Below are 15047 nucleotides of genomic sequence, written 5' to 3' on the forward strand. Positions count from 1 at the left end.
CTCAGGCCTCACCGATATCGATGATGATGTTGCCGTCGGCATCCGAGCGCGCCCGGTCGCCGGGCTCGAGCACGGTAGTAGCGTCCATCTGTTCGAGGATCGCCGGCCCCATGATGACTGCGTCGAGCGGCAGCTTTTCCCTGCTGTAGACCGGCGTATCGTACCAGCGCCCGGCATACCAGACCGGCCGGATTTCGCGCCGCGCCTCTTCGAGCGTTTTGGCGCGCCCGGCCGGGTCGATCAGCCGGGACAGATCGATCGTCGGCCGCACGCCGGTAACCGACGTGTTGAGGTTGACCAGATTGGCGCGGATTTCCGGCAGCTCGACCTTGAAGCGGGCGAAATAGGCACTCTCGAACAGTTGCTGCAGTACCTGGCGTGTCACCGCAGACGACGGCAGCGGCACGTTGATGATATGCGTCTGGCCGACGAACTGCATGTCGGCGGAATGCGTGACGCGGATTGCTTCCGGCTTCACCGCTTCCTTGCCGATCAGCTCCTCGCCTTCGTTTCGGTGCCGTTCCAATGTCTCGCGGAGTTGGTTTTCATCGAGACTGGCCACCGGCTGGTTGACCGTGTTGACGAAATCATGGCGCAGATCAGCGACGACGCAGCCGAGAGCATTGGTGATGCCTGGCCGCGCCGGCACCAGCACTTTCGGCAAGCCTAGTTCGCGCGCCAATGCCGTCGCATGCAGCGGACCGGCGCCGCCGAAGGCGAACAGCGCGAAATCGCGCGGGTCGTGGCCGCGCGACACCGAGACCATGCGGATGGCGCCGGCCATCTTCACGTTGCCGAGCCGCAGCACCGCACCCGCCGCCTCGACGCCGGACAAGCCTGTGGCGCGGCCGATCCTGTCCTCGAATATGCCGGTGACCCGTTCGACGGTGACCGGGTTTTCCACCGCGAGCAGCTTCTTCGGCGCTAGCCTGCCGAGCACCAGATTGGCGTCGGTGATGGTCGGCTCCAAGCCGCCGCGTCCGTAGCAGATTGGCCCGGGATTGGCGCCGGCGCTTTCCGGGCCAATCTGGATCAGGCCTGCCGCATCGAGGCGGGCGATCGAGCCGCCGCCGGCGCCGACCGTATGCACCGCCACCATCGGCACGTGGATCGGCATCGCATATTCGATTTCGATCTCGTTCGACACCGCCGGCTCGGCGTTGCGGATCAGCGCCACGTCGGTCGAGGTGCCGCCCATGTCGTAGGTGACCAGGTTTTCGAAGCCGGCGCGTTTGCCGGTATAGGCGGCAGCAATGACGCCGGAAGCGGGGCCGGACATGACGGTCTTGGCCGACTCACGTGTGACAAAGCGGGCCGAGATCATGCCGCCATTGCCGTTCATAATCAGGAAGTCGCGGGCGTAGCCTTTTGACGCCAGCTCCTTGCGCAGCCGCTCGACATAGCGTTCGAGGATCGGTTGCACCGAAGCGTTGACCGAAGCGGTCACGCCGCGCTCGAATTCGCGCGCTTCCGAAAGCAGGGCGTGGCCTGTCGTGATGTAGCCGTTCGGCCAAAGCTCGGCCGCTATCTCGGCGGCGCGCCGCTCATGCGCCGGGTTGGCGTAGGAATGCAGGAAATGGATGACCAGGGATTCGCAGCCGGCTGCGATCAGTTGTGAAACCGCTGTCCGCATCTCGGCCTCGTCGAGCGGGATGCGCACCGCGCCCGAGGCCTCGACCCGCTCCGACAGTTCGAGCCGCAGATTACGCGGAATGATCGGGACGAAGGTGCCCGTCATGCCATAGGCCTGCGGCCGTGTCCGCCGGCCAAGCTCGATGACGTCGCGAAAGCCGCGTGTGGTGATCATGCCGGTTTTGGCCAGCCGGCGCTCCAGGACCGCGTTGGTGGTCGTCGTCGTGCCGTGCACGATGAGGTCGATGCCGTCGACCGGAAATCCGGTGGCGCCAAGTGCCGAAACGACGCCGAACGCCTGGTTGTCGACTGTCGTCGGGGTCTTGGCGATGTGCACCCGGCCACCGTCACGGCCGTCGATCAGAAGGAGGTCGGTAAAAGTTCCGCCGACATCGATGCCGGCGACGACGCTGCCAGTCGAATCCAGCGCTTGCGCCGAAAAATTCTGTCCCATTGTCGAAACCCGAAATGCCCGAACTGCCTACATGCCTTAGTTTGGAAAGCTGTTTTACGGCGGCGTCTTGACGCAAATATCGTTTGTATACTAATAAATTCCGGACACAAGAGCTTACCGCTTCGGAGTGTGCAAACGGCACGCTGGAACCTGACCGGTTCGGGCGCGCAGGTGGAGATTTGGCGCCGGCGCTGAGCCGGCCCAGAAGGTTAGGTTTGATGAACACCACATCCGCGTTCAACACAGCCGGCGCCCGGCCGTTGCAGTTCCCGATACCGGCCAATGTCTATGCCGAAACCGTGGTCTCGGTGAAGCATTATACCGACCGGCTGTTTTCGTTCCGCATCACCCGGCCGCAGTCGCTGCGCTTTCGCTCCGGCGAATTCGTCATGATCGGCCTGCCCAATGCCGAGAAGCCAGTGTTCCGCGCCTATTCGATCGCCAGCCCGTCCTGGGACGACGAACTCGAGTTCTTCTCGATCAAGGTGCCGGACGGCCCGCTTACCTCGGAGCTGCAGAAAATCGAGATCGGCGATACCGTCATCATGCGGCAGAAGTCGACGGGCACGCTGGTGGTCGACGCGCTGACGCCGGCCAAGCGCCTGTTCATGATCTCGACCGGCACCGGCATTGCTCCCTTCGCCAGCCTGCTGCGCGATCCCGATACTTATGAGAAGTTCGAGCAGGTTATCCTGACCCATACCTGCCGCGACAATGCCGAGCTCACCTACGGCCAGGAACTGGTGGCCGCACTGGAGAACGATCCGCTGATCGGCGAGCTTACCGGCGGCCGCGTCACGCTGTATAATTCGACGACGCGCGAGACCTCCGAGCGCATGGGCCGCATCACCGCGCTGATCGGCTCGGGCAAATTCTACACCGATCTCGGCATCGACAGGCTCAATCCCGAGACCGACCGCATCATGATCTGCGGCTCGATGCATATGCTCAAGGACGTCAAGGAGCTGGCTGAAAGCCACGGCTTCCAGGAAGGCTCGCTGCATCATCCGGCAAGCTTCGTCGTCGAGCGCGCCTTCGTCGGCTGAGACGCGGCAGTTCAGAGTCTACTGGTTTGCGACCCTGATTTTGACCATACGGTCAAAAGTCGGCTGCCTCGACCGTCTTTTTCCGCTATGACCGCTTGAAGGACTCGTGAAGCGCTGCTTCACGGTCTATCTTCGGCATAACTCGCTGAACAAGGGGCAGGAGATGAGCAGCACAATCCGCGAAACCGATCTCGGCACGTCCAAGATCACGCCGCTGCCGGCGCGCGCCGCCGCCAATGCGCCGATGCCGCAAGCCCATGGCATTGCCCGCAATCCCGGCATGAGGCTCGATCTCGGCTTCATGGAATCGATGCGCAGCGTCAACCGCTCGGCGCTGGAACGCCGCGTCGCCAGCCTGACCAAAAGACGCTCGATCAAGGCCGATAACCAGGCGGCCTGGCTGCTGCGCGCCGTCGCCTGCATGGACCTGACGACGCTGAACTCGAATGACACGGAAGAGCGCGTGCGCCGGCTCTGTGCCAAGGCGGTCAACCCGTTCCGTCGCGACATCGTCGAAGGGCTCGGCATTACTGGTGAAAAGATCCGCCCCGCGGCGGTCTGCGTCTATCATCCCTTCGTCGCCACCGCCGTCGAAGCGCTGCGCGGCAGCGGCGTCCATGTCGCCGCCGTTTCGACCGCCTTCCCGCATGGACTTGCACCGCTTTCGACGCGCCTGCAAGAGATCGAAGCATCGGTCCGCGACGGCGCCGACGAGATCGACGTCGTCATCCCGCGCGGTTTGGTATTCGGGGCGAAATGGCAGGAGTTCTATAACGAGATCGTCTCGATGCGCGCCGCTTGCGGCGAGGCGCATCTGAAGGTGATCCTCGGTACCGGCGACCTCGCCACGCTGCGCAACGTCATGCTCGCCTCGATGGTGGCGATGATGGGGGGTGCAGATTTCATCAAGACCTCGACCGGCAAGGAAAGTGTCAACGCGACGCTGCCGGTCGGCCTTGCCATGGTGCGCGCGATCCGCGCCTATTTCGAGGAAACCGGCTATCTCATCGGCTTCAAGCCGGCCGGTGGCATTTCCACGGCAAAAGCCTCGCTCGATTGGCTGGTGCTGATGAAGGAAGAACTGGGCCGTCCGTGGCTGGAGCCGGAGCTGTTCCGCTTCGGAGCATCGAGCCTTTTGACCGATATCGAGCGCCAGCTCGAGCATCATCTGACCGGCCACTACTCGGCCAATCATCGCCACGCGATGGCGTGATTCGGAGCGCTTCATGAACATCCTCGAACGCTATCACGCCATGGATTACGGGCTGGCGCCGGAAGCCCGCAACGAGGCCGATGCCTGGCTGGCCGCGCGGGATTTCGGCAAGGCGCTGTTCATCGGCGGCGACTGGAAGGCAGCCAGCGAAGGCAAAACCTTCGACACCAGCGATCCGTCCTCGGGAAAGCTGCTGGCCAAGGTGTCGGACGCTGGTGCCGCCGACATCGACGCGGCGGTGTCGGCCGCCACAAAAGCGCTGCCGAAATGGAGCGCCAGCACCGGCTACAGCCGAGCCAAAGTGCTCTATGCCATCGGCCGCGCCATGCAGCGCCACCAACGGCTGTTCGCGGTGCTTGAGACAATCGACAATGGCAAGCCGATCCGCGAGAGCCGCGACATCGACGTGCCGCTGGCGATCCGCCATTTTATCCATCATGCCGGCTGGGCGCAGGCGCTGGACAGGGATTTTCCCGGCCACAAGGGTGTCGGCGTCGTCGGCCAGATTATCCCGTGGAACTTCCCACTCTTGATGCTCGCCTGGAAGATCGCGCCGGCGCTCGCCGCGGGCTGCACCGTGGTGCTCAAACCCGCGGAATTCACGCCACTCACCGCGATCCTGTTTGCCGAGATCTGCGCACGCGCCGGCGTGCCGAAGGGCGTCGTCAACATCGTCCAGGGCGGGCCGGAGGCGGGCGCGGCAATCGTCAACCATCCCGGCGTCCAGAAGATAGCCTTCACCGGTTCGTCCGAGGTCGGCAAGATCATCCGCAAGGCCACTGCCGGCTCGGGCAAGAAACTGTCGCTGGAGCTTGGCGGCAAGTCGGCATTCGTCGTTTTCGAGGATGCCGACCTCGACAGCGCCGTCGAGGGTCTAGTCGATGGTATCTGGTTCAACCAGGGCCAGGTGTGCTGTGCCGGCTCGCGCCTTCTGGTGCAGGAAGGGATCGCCGACGCCTTCATCGCCAAGGTCAAGACGCGGATGAGCCGGCTGCGCGTCGGCAGCCCGCTCGACAAGAACACCGATATCGGCCCGCTGGTCGATTTGACTCAGCTCGATCGCGTCAAGGGCCTGATTGCCGAAGGTGCCAAGCAGGGCGCGATCTGCTGGCAGCCGGACTCGGCACTGCCCGCCGCGGGCTATTACCATCTGCCAACGCTGGCGACCGGTGTTTCGCCGGCTAACATCTTGACACAGGAAGAGGTGTTCGGGCCGGTGCTCGCCACTATGACCTTCCGCAACACCGAGGAAGCGATCGAGCTCGCCAACAACACACGCTATGGCCTGGCCGCTTCGGTGTGGAGCGAGAACATCAATCTTGCCCTGCACATCGCGCCGCAATTGAAGGCCGGCGTCGTCTGGATCAACGGCACCAATATGTTCGACGCCTCCTGCGGTTTCGGCGGCTATCGCGAGAGCGGCTTTGGCCGCGAAGGCGGGCGCGAGGGCATGTTCGAATATCTCTCGGCAAAACTGCCGCTTGGCCCGATCATCAAACCGGCAACGTCTTCTGCCCAACCTGTCGAGCAGGCGGAAGGTGGCGCCATCGACCGCACGGCAAAACTGTTCATCGGCGGCAAGCAGGTCCGGCCGGACGGCAATTATTCCTTGGCCATCGCCAGCGCCAAGGGCAAGCTTGCCGGCGAGGTCGGTCTCGGCAACCGCAAGGATATCCGCGACGCCGTCGCGGCCGCGCGCGCCTGCAAGGCCTGGCCGGAGGCGACCGCCTACAACCGCAGCCAGGTACTCTACTACGTGGCCGAAAATCTTTCCGGCCGCGCCGACGAGTTTGCCGCCCGTTTGACCCAGCTCACCGGCGCGACCGCCAAGGCGGCGCGCGAAGAGGTCGAGCTGTCGATCGAGCGCCTGTTCCTCTACGCCGGCCTGGCCGACAAATTCGAGGCCCGCGTCCACCAGCCGCCGGCCCGCGCCGTCGCGCTGGCGCTGCACGAGCCAGTCGGCGTCGTCGGCATCATCGCACCGGACAATGCGCCTCTGCTTGGCCTGATCTCGCTGATGGCACCGGCGCTCGCCATGGGAAACACCGTGGTCGCCGTGCCGTCCGAAAAATACCCGCTGCTTGCCACCGACCTCTACCAGGTCATCGAATATTCCGACGTTCCGGCGGGCGCCATCAACATCGTCACCGGCCGTAGCGCCGAGCTGGCCGGCGTGCTGGCCAAGCACGACGATGTCGACGGGCTCTGGATGTTCGCCGATGCCGAGACCTGTGCCAAGGCGGAGGCCGAGTCCATCGGCAATCTCAAGCGTGTCTGGACCGGCAACGGCCACAGCCTCGACTGGGCATCGAGCGAAGCAGCCGGCGATGCCTTGCTGCGCCGTGCGATCGAGGTCAAGAACGTCTGGGTACCCTACGGCGACTGAGTGTCCCGGAGGGGACGTCCGGGCTTGACGGGCCAACAGATGTTCTTTACCGAGAAAAAACATTTGGGCGGCAGGCGAATACCGAAACAGGCGGGATGGTACTGTCCGCCTGGCACATTGCGCCCGGCCTTGTGCCGGTAAAAAGCCGAACGATTAAAGACGGGCGAGGAGAAAAGCATGGCAGATCTGACTGGCAAGATCGTTGTCGTCACGGCGGCGGCGCAAGGCATCGGCCGGGCAAGTGCGCTGGCGTTCGCCAAGGCCGGCGCCATCGTCCATGCCACCGACATCAACGAGGTGGTGCTCGCTGATCTCGGCAAGACGCCCGGTATCAAGACCCGCAAGCTCGACGTGCTGAACGACGAGGCGGTGAATGCCGCTTTTGCCGAGATCGGCACCGTCGACGTGCTGTTCAATTGCGCCGGCTTCGTCCATTCCGGCTCAATCCTCGAGATGAAGGACGGCGATCTCGACTTCGCCTATGATCTCAATGTCCGCTCGATGATCCGCACCATCCGCGCCGTGCTGCCCGGCATGCTGGAACGCGGCGACGGCTCGATCATCAACATGGCGTCGCTGGCCAGTTCGACCAAGGGCGTGCCGAACCGCTTCGTTTACGGGCTGACCAAGGCAGCCGTCATCGGTCTGACCAAATCGGTCGCCGCCGACTATGTCGGCAAGGGCATACGCTGCAATGCGATCTGTCCGGGCACGGTCGAAAGCCCGTCGCTGCAGAATCGCATGCATGCGCAGGGCGACTACGAAGCAGCTCGCGCCGCCTTCATCGCCCGCCAGCCGATGGGCCGCCTCGGCACGCCCGAGGAAATCGCCGATCTCGCCGTCTATCTGGCCGGCGCCACCTATACGTCGGGGCAGGCTTATAATATCGACGGTGGCTGGTCGATCTAAGAGGCCATTTGAAACCCTACTCCGCCGGGCGCCTGACGCGGCTTTCTGCGCTTCCGGTGCTCACGTACTTAAGTACGCTCCGCTCCGGTTCTCGAAACCCACGCCATTCGCCGCAGCGGAGCGAGTTTGCAAACGGCCTCTGGTCGCAACTGGGAGAAAACTGCATGAAACTGCTGCGCTATGGCGAGGCGGGGAACGAACGCCCCGGCCTGCTCGATGCCGATGGAACGATCCGCGACCTCTCCGCCCATGTCACCGACATTGCCGGCAAGACGCTTGACCCGGCATCGCTCGAGACATTGTCGAAGCTCGATCCGAAATCGCTGCCGGCAGTTTCCGGCAAGCCGCGGATCGGCGCCTGCGTCGCCGGCACCGGCAAATTCATCTGCATCGGTCTCAACTATTCCGACCACGCCGCCGAAACCGGCGCTACCGTGCCGCCTGAGCCGATCATCTTCATGAAGGCAAGCTCGGCTATTGTCGGGCCGAATGACGACGTGCTGATCCCGCGCGGCTCGGTCAAGACCGACTGGGAGGTCGAGCTCGGCGTGGTCATCGGCAGAAAAGCGAAGTATGTCACCGAGGCCGAGGCGCTGGATTATGTCGCCGGCTATTGCGTCGCGCATGACGTCTCCGAGCGCGCGTTCCAGGCCGAGCGCCAGGGCCAGTGGACCAAGGGCAAGAGCTGCGACACGTTCGGGCCGATCGGTCCGTGGCTGGTGACCAAGGACGAGGTCAAGGACCCGCAGAACATCCCGATGTGGCTGACGGTCAACGGCAAGACGATGCAAAACGGCTCGACCAAGACCATGGTCTTCGGCGTCGCTTATCTCGTGTCCTATCTCAGCCAGTTCATGTCGCTGCACCCCGGCGACATCATCTCGACCGGCACGCCGCCCGGCGTCGGCCTCGGCATGAAGCCGCCGGTGTTCCTGAAGCCCGGCGACGTCGTCGAGCTCGGCATCGAAGGGCTGGGCATCCAGAAGCAGACGTTCAGGGCTGACGTGTAGCGCACCCTTCCCTTCTCTCCTTGTGGGAGAAGGAAAAAGAGCAGCTACTTCAGCACCCTCCCATCGGCCCCAAACCGGTACGTCTTCGCCGGATCCGGCGTCGCGTAGAGCGTGGCACCAGGTTCGGCGTTGTAGACGCCAAAAATGCGCACGGTGATCAAGCCGGCCTTCTCGCAGTCGAGATAGAGATTGGTGTCGGCGCCAAGATGCTCGGCATGGACAACCGTGCCTTTCCAGGCACCGGATTTCGCATCGACGGTCAGGTGCTCGGGACGGACACCGATGGTCTTGGCCGTCTCGCCAAGCCTGGCCCCGTCGACGAAGTTCATCTTCGGTGAGCCGATGAAGCCGGCGACGAATTCATTTGCCGGCGAATTGTAAAGCTCCATCGGTCCGCCGATCTGCTCGATCTTTCCCGCGTTCAGCACGACGATCTTGTCGGCCAGTGTCATCGCCTCGACCTGGTCGTGGGTGACATAGATCATCGTGGCCTTCAGCCGGCGATGCAATTGCGCGATCTCCAGCCTGGTGTTGACGCGCAGCGCGGCATCAAGGTTGGACAGGGGCTCGTCGAACAGAAAAAGCTTGGGCTCGCGCACCACGGCGCGGCCGATGGCGACGCGCTGGCGCTGACCGCCGGAAAGCTCGGCCGGCCGCCTCTCTAGGTAGGGCTCCAGCGACAGCATCGACGAGGCGATGCCGATGCGGCGGTCGATCTCGGCCGCCGGTGTGCCCGCCTGCTTGAGGCCGAGGCCCATGTTGTTCTTCACCGTCAGATGCGGATAGAGCGCATAGGTCTGGAACACCATGGCGATGCCGCGTTTGGCCGGCGGGGTGGCGGAGACGTCCGCCCCGTCGATCACCACGCGGCCCGAGGTCGAGTCCTCCAGCCCGGCAATGACCCTGAGCAGCGTCGACTTTCCGCAGCCGGATGGACCGACGAAGACGACGAACTCGCCATCCGTCACCTCGAGGTTGATGCCCTTCAGCACCTCTACCGGCCCGAAGGCCTTTTTGACATTCTCGATGTTCAGCGAGCCCACGGCTTCGTCCCTGTTCTAGAGTTTCACGGCGAGGCCGCTGCGCACGCTCTCGTCGGCGGCAAGGCAGACGGCGAGCGACTTCACCGCGTCGTCCATATGGCGGGTCAAGTCGAGATCCTCGCGGATCGCCTTGAGCACAAATGCCTGTTCGAGATCGCAGAGATCCTGATGGCCTGGTTCGCCCTCCATCGACAGCATCTCGTCCGGCTTGGCGAACTTGCCGTCCGCGCCGGTCGCCGCACTGTGCAGGCGGATGGTCGAGGTCTTGGTGTGGGTGTCGATGTCGTCGGACCTGACGCCCTCCTTCATGACGATCGACACGCAGCCATTGGGCGAGATCACGTCCTTCACGAAGAAGGCCGTCTCCGAGATCATCGGCCCCCAGCCGGCCTCGTACCAGCCGACCGAACCATCGTCGAACAGCACCTGCAGGTGGCCGTAATTATACATCGTGGGCGCAATCTCGTCGGTCAGCCGCAGCCCCATGCCGCGCACCTCGACCGGCCTGGCGTCGGTGATCTGCAGCATCACGTCGAGATAATGCACGCCGCAGTCGACGATCGGCGACGTCGTCTGCATCAACTGCTTGTGCGTCTCCCAGCTATGGCCGGAGGATTGCTGGTTGAGGTTCATTCGGAACACGTAAGGGCCGCCGAGCTTACGCGCCTCGGCGATCAGCCGGGTCCAGGACGGATGGTGGCGCAGGATGTAGCCGATCACCAGTTTTTTGCCGTTGGCCTTGGCTGCCGCGACCACGCGCTTTGCATCGGCGACGGTGGTTGCCAGCGGCTTCTCGAGGAAGACATGGCAGCCGGCCTCGAACGCCCTCACCGCATAGTCGGCATGGCTGTCGGAATAGGTGGCGATGCAGGCGACGTCAGGACTCTCGTCGCGCAGCGCCTGGTCAAAGGAGCGCCTGATGCCATAACTGGCGAGCCCGGCCGGCAACGGCACGTCGGAGCGATTGACCAGCGCCGCGATCTCGAAGCCCGGATTGGTATGGTAGGCCAGCGCATGGCTGCGGCCCATATTGCCGAGACCGGTGACGACGACGCGCAGAGGTTGTTGCGAACTCACTTGACCGCTCCCGAAGTAATGCCGCGGATCAGCTGCCGCGAGAAGATGACGTAGAGGATCAGCACCGGCATGATCGCCAGCGACAGTGCCGCCAGAATGGCGTTCCAGTTGGTGACGAACTGGCCGAGGAACAGCTGGGCGCCGAGCGTCACTGTCTTGGTCTCCTCCGACGGCGCCAGGATCAGCGGGAACCACAGATCGTTCCAGATCGGGATCATGGTGAAGACCGCGACCGTCGCCATCGATGGGCGCACCAGCGGCAGCACCAGCAGGAAAAAGATGGTGTATTCGGACAGGCCGTCGATCCTGCCCGCATTCTTCAGATCGTCCGAGACCTGCTTCATAAATTCCGACAGGATGAAGACGGCAAGCGGCAGGCCCTGCGCCGTGTAGACCAGGATCAGCGCCGTCAGCGTGTTGACCAGCCCGCTCGCCACCATCAACTGCAGGATGGCGACGGTGCCGAGGCGGATCGGGATCATGATGCCGAGCGCCAGATAGAGCCCCATCAGCGAATTGCCGCGGAAGCGGTATTCCGACAGTGCGAACGCAGCCATGGCGCCGAACAGAAGCACGAAGAACAGCGAGGCGACGGTGACGACTAGGCTGTTCTGGAAATAGTGGATGAAGTCGCCCTGGCCGATCACCGTGGCGTAGCCGATCAGGTCGAAGGTCCCTGGCGTTGGCGGCGTCAGCGGCGCGCCGAAAATCCCTGCGCGCGATTTGAACGAATTCGTGATGACGAGGATGACCGGAAACAGCGCGATGGCGGTGTAGGTCAACAGGATCGCGTGGGCGCCAATGGTGCGGGGCAGCGAGCGGGTTGCCGTGCTCATGTCGCGCCTCAGAACTGGTAGCGACGCAAGCGCGTCTGCACGAGGAACAGATAGACGCAGACGCCGCCGAGGATGATCAGGAACATCATCGTGGCGATCGCCGCGCCCATGTTGGGATCGCCGACCTGCAGCTGGAAACCGAAGAAGGCGCGGTAGAGGAAGGTGCCGAGAATATCCGTTGAATAGTTCGGCCCGGCCAGCGCGCCTTGCGCGGTGTAGATCAGGTCGAAAGCGTTGAAATTGCCGACGAAGGTCAGGATCGAGATGATGCCGATCGACGGCAGGATAAGCGGCAGCTTGATCTTCCAGAACTGCGCCATCCCGGTAATGCCGTCGCATTCGGCCGCTTCGATCACCTCTTCGGGAATGGACAGCAGTGCCGCATAGATCAGCATCATCGGGATGCCGACGAACTGCCACACCGAGATCAGGCTGAGCGCGGTCAGCGCATATTGTGCCTTGCCGAGCCAGGGCGTGAACAGGCTTTTCAGGCCGACAAGGTCCATCATATGCGGCGCCACGCCCCATAGCGGCGACAGGATCAGCTTCCAGGCGAAGCCGACAATGACGAAGGACAGGATCGTCGGCACGAAGATCGCCGTGCGGTAGAAGGCGGAAAACCGCAGCCTGGGGCTGGACAGAAGTGCGGCCAATAGGACGCCGATCGGGTTCTGCACCAGCATATGGATGACGAAGAACCAGACATTGTTCCTGAGGGCGTTCCAGAAATTGACCGACCAGTTGGGATCACCGAACAGCATGCGGAAATTTTCCAGTCCGACGAAGACCTGCGACTGATTGATGTTGCGAAACAAGGAAAGCTGCAGCGTGCCGGCCAGAGGCAGGATCATGATCGCCGTATAGACCAGCAACGCCGGCGCCAGGAAAACGCCGATATGCCAACGGAACGGTCTTTTCGGTGCTGCGGCCATGCATTCGGTCCCCGGATCAGGTCTTGCAATTGCCGTCAAAGGGCGCGGCGCCTCCTCTCCCTCGAGGGGAGGGTGCCTCGCACAGCGAGGCGGGTGGGGTCGGCCGATGCGGCCCGCCATCGTGGTTTCGACCGTGCTTTCCAGCAGCGATCAAGCCGCAGCCTGCCTCGACCGACCCTCTCTGTCGCCTTCGGCGACATCTCCCCATCGAGGGGGGAGACAACGCTTCGCCGCGCTCTTACTTCGCCGGCTTATACCAGCTGTCGAGGCCGTCCTGCAGCTTCTTGGCGGCAGCTTCCGGCGTGTCGGTGCCGTTGATGACGTTGGCCGATTCAACCCACGTCTCGTTTTCGAGGTTCGGCGTGCCGCGCGACAGGATCTGGTAGGTCGAGCGGATCGTCGACTTGCACTTGCCGCGCCAGGAGACGAATTCCTGGGCCAGCGGGTCTTCCATCTTCACCGGGGTGTTGTTCAGGCTGAAGAAGCCCGGCAGCGCGTTGGCGTAGATGGTGGCGAAATCCGGCGAGGCCACCCAGGACAGGAAGGTCTTGGCCGCATCCGCATTCTTCGAGGCCGCATTGAGGCCCATGCCGATGTCGGTGTGGTCGGAGATGTAGCAGGTGTCGCCGGCCTTCTGCACCGGCGGCGGGAAGGCGCCCATCTTGAACTGCGCCTGCGTGTTGAACAGGCCGATCTCCCACGAGCCGGCCGGGTAGATGGCGGCGCGGCCGAGCGTGAACAGGTTCTGGCTGTCCGGATAGGTCTGCGCCTCGAAGCCGTCGCCGAGATAGTCCTTCCACCTGGCCAGTTCCTTGAAGGGCTCGACCCACTGCGGATCAGTCAGCTTCTGCTCGCCCTTGATCAGCGCCAGGCGGCCTTCCTCGCCCTTCCAGTAGTTCGGGCCGATGTTCTGGTAGCCCATGGTCGCCGCTTCCCAGAGGTCCTTGGTGCCCATCGCCATCGGGATGTAGGTGCCGTCGGCCTTGATCTTGTCGAGCGCGGCGAAGAATTCGTCGCGCGTCTCCGGCACCTTGATGCCGAGCTTGTCGAAGGCGTCCTTGTTGTAGATGAAGCCATGGATGACGGAGGCCATCGGCACGCAGAAACTCGACTTGCCGTCGTCGGTCTGCCAGGCGGCCTTGGCGACGTCGGAAAAGTTCTCCATGCCGGGCAGGGTCGAGATGTCGGCGAGGTTGCCCTTCTTGAAGAGCTCCAGCGACTTGTCGAACGGGCGGCAGGTGATCAGGTCGCCGGCCGAGCCGGCGGCGAGTTTGGCGCCGAGGGCGGCGTCATATTCGGTTGGCGCCGACGGCGCGAACACCACCTTGATGCCCGGGTTCTTGGCTTCGAAGGCCGGGATCAGCTTGTCCTTCCAGATGGCAAGGTCGTCGCCGCGCCAGCTTTCGATGTTGAGCGTTACGTCGTCGGCGTAAGCCACCCCGGCGGAGCCGAGAATGCTGGTGCCGAGAAGAAGTGCCGTCAGTAGCTTCGTTGTCATGCTCAGTCTCCCTGTTGACCTTTTTCAGGTTCGGTTTTGATGAGAACAGAGGCATTGCGCCCCTTGCTCCCCTCGATCGCGGAAAGGGCTGGCCGCAGCTTGTGGCCGGTCCCTTCCAGTATCTTCTCGGCCGCGTCGGCGCTGGTGGCGCCGGCGGCGAGCAGAATGGCGGTCTTGACGACGCCGCCGCTCTTTTCGAGCAGGCGCGCCGCCTCGTCCTTGTCGCGCCCGCTGACGGCGGCGACGATGCGTGCGGCGCGGTCGCGCAGCTTGATGTTGTCGGCCATGAGGTTGACCATGTAGCCGTCATGGACATGGCCGAGATGGATGGCGGCCAGCGTCGACAGCATGTTGAGCGCGATCTTCTGGGCGGTGCCGGCGCCCATGCGCGTCGAGCCGGCAATCAGCTCCGGCGGCGTTTCGAGCAGGATGGCGATGTCGGCCAGCCGCAGCAGCGGCGCATCCCTGTTGTTGGCGATGGCAATCGTCGCCGCACCGCGGCGCCTGGCTTCCTCGATCGCGCGGACAGCGTAAGGTGTCGAGCCGCTGGCCGAGACGGCGATCAGGCAATCGCTATTGCCGATGCCGGCGGCGGCGACCGCTGCCGAAGCTTCGTCAACGTCATCCTCAGGCCCGCCGGCCAGTGTCCTGAAAGCTTCGTCGCCGCCGGCGATCAGGATGGCGATGCGGTCGCGCTGGATACCGAAAGTGCCCGGCAGTTCCAGCGCATCGGCCAATGCCATCAGGCCCGAGCTGCCGGCGGCCGCATAGGCGAGCTTGCCGCCGCTTTTCAGCCGGGTTGCGATAATTTCGGCTGCCGCGGCAATGGCAGGAATGGCGCCGCGTACGGCCTTGGCGGCCTCGATCTGTGCGTTGGCCAAAGAGGAAAGGATGGCGTCCGGGGCCTGGATGTCCAGTCCCTCGGCATTGTGGTGAAGCGCTTCGGTGCGCGTTTCGGCCATCCGCTTTCCTCCAATCCAGAAAACAATACCAAAAAAATACCACTTGTCC

Annotated in this window: 12 protein-coding genes; 5 read left to right on the forward strand and 7 right to left on the reverse strand. The window is 63.6% G+C overall.

Going from position 1 to position 15047, the window contains the following annotated elements:
- Nucleotide 1 precedes the first annotated feature (1 nt).
- A complete protein-coding gene (locus NKJ13_RS11120) occupies nucleotides 2-2086 on the reverse strand; it encodes a hydantoinase/oxoprolinase family protein (protein ID WP_352777723.1) in 2085 nt (694 codons plus the stop codon).
- A gap of 218 nt (nucleotides 2087-2304) precedes the next feature.
- On the opposite strand from NKJ13_RS11120, the gene NKJ13_RS11125 reads away from it, so the two are divergent.
- The 5 genes from NKJ13_RS11125 (at nucleotide 2305) to NKJ13_RS11145 (ending at nucleotide 8650) form a co-directional block, all read left to right on the forward strand.
- Nucleotides 2305-3132: a ferredoxin--NADP reductase gene (locus tag NKJ13_RS11125; RefSeq protein WP_352476915.1), complete on the forward strand. Its 828-nt coding sequence runs from the start codon at nucleotides 2305-2307 to the stop codon at nucleotides 3130-3132.
- A 163-nt stretch (nucleotides 3133-3295) separates the two neighbouring features.
- Nucleotides 3296-4345, forward strand: a complete 1050-nt coding sequence (deoC, locus tag NKJ13_RS11130) for a deoxyribose-phosphate aldolase (RefSeq protein WP_352507064.1) — start codon at nucleotides 3296-3298, stop codon at nucleotides 4343-4345.
- 13 nt (nucleotides 4346-4358) lie between these two features.
- Entirely contained in the window at nucleotides 4359-6731 is a 2373-nt protein-coding gene (locus NKJ13_RS11135; protein WP_352777724.1) for an aldehyde dehydrogenase family protein, read from the forward strand.
- Nucleotides 6732-6908: 177 nt separating this feature from the next.
- Nucleotides 6909-7640 (forward strand): SDR family oxidoreductase, encoded by a 732-nt coding sequence (locus tag NKJ13_RS11140; protein WP_352736909.1) that lies wholly within the window; start codon nucleotides 6909-6911, stop codon nucleotides 7638-7640.
- A gap of 164 nt (nucleotides 7641-7804) precedes the next feature.
- Nucleotides 7805-8650 carry a fumarylacetoacetate hydrolase family protein gene (locus NKJ13_RS11145; protein ID WP_352736910.1) on the forward strand — a complete coding sequence of 282 codons (846 nt, stop codon included), beginning with the start codon at nucleotides 7805-7807 and terminating at the stop codon, nucleotides 8648-8650.
- Nucleotides 8651-8694: 44 nt separating this feature from the next.
- Here NKJ13_RS11145 and NKJ13_RS11150 read toward each other — a convergent pair whose 3' ends face one another.
- The 6 genes from NKJ13_RS11150 to NKJ13_RS11175 form a co-directional block, all read right to left on the reverse strand.
- Nucleotides 8695-9693, reverse strand: a complete 999-nt coding sequence (locus NKJ13_RS11150; RefSeq protein WP_352476910.1) for an ABC transporter ATP-binding protein — start codon at nucleotides 9691-9693, stop codon at nucleotides 8695-8697.
- A 15-nt stretch (nucleotides 9694-9708) separates the two neighbouring features.
- The gene (locus tag NKJ13_RS11155) at nucleotides 9709-10770 is read right to left on the reverse strand and encodes a Gfo/Idh/MocA family protein (RefSeq protein ID WP_352777725.1); all 1062 of its coding nucleotides are present in this window, start codon (nucleotides 10768-10770) and stop codon (nucleotides 9709-9711) included.
- Nucleotides 10767-11606, reverse strand: a complete 840-nt coding sequence (locus NKJ13_RS11160) for a carbohydrate ABC transporter permease (RefSeq protein ID WP_352777727.1) — start codon at nucleotides 11604-11606, stop codon at nucleotides 10767-10769. The genes NKJ13_RS11155 and NKJ13_RS11160 overlap by 4 nt, the downstream gene beginning before the upstream one ends.
- 8 nt (nucleotides 11607-11614) lie before the next feature.
- Entirely contained in the window at nucleotides 11615-12538 is a 924-nt protein-coding gene (locus NKJ13_RS11165) for a carbohydrate ABC transporter permease (RefSeq protein WP_352507070.1), read from the reverse strand.
- Between the two features lie 238 nt (nucleotides 12539-12776).
- The gene (locus NKJ13_RS11170) at nucleotides 12777-14036 is read right to left on the reverse strand and encodes an ABC transporter substrate-binding protein (protein ID WP_352476907.1); all 1260 of its coding nucleotides are present in this window, start codon (nucleotides 14034-14036) and stop codon (nucleotides 12777-12779) included.
- 2 nt (nucleotides 14037-14038) lie between these two features.
- The gene (locus tag NKJ13_RS11175; RefSeq protein ID WP_254815735.1) at nucleotides 14039-14998 is read right to left on the reverse strand and encodes an N-acetylmuramic acid 6-phosphate etherase; all 960 of its coding nucleotides are present in this window, start codon (nucleotides 14996-14998) and stop codon (nucleotides 14039-14041) included.
- Between the last annotated feature and the right edge of the window lie 49 nt (nucleotides 14999-15047).

Source organism: Mesorhizobium sp. M0174 (assembly GCF_040322275.1).
Lineage (GTDB): Bacteria > Pseudomonadota > Alphaproteobacteria > Rhizobiales > Rhizobiaceae > Mesorhizobium.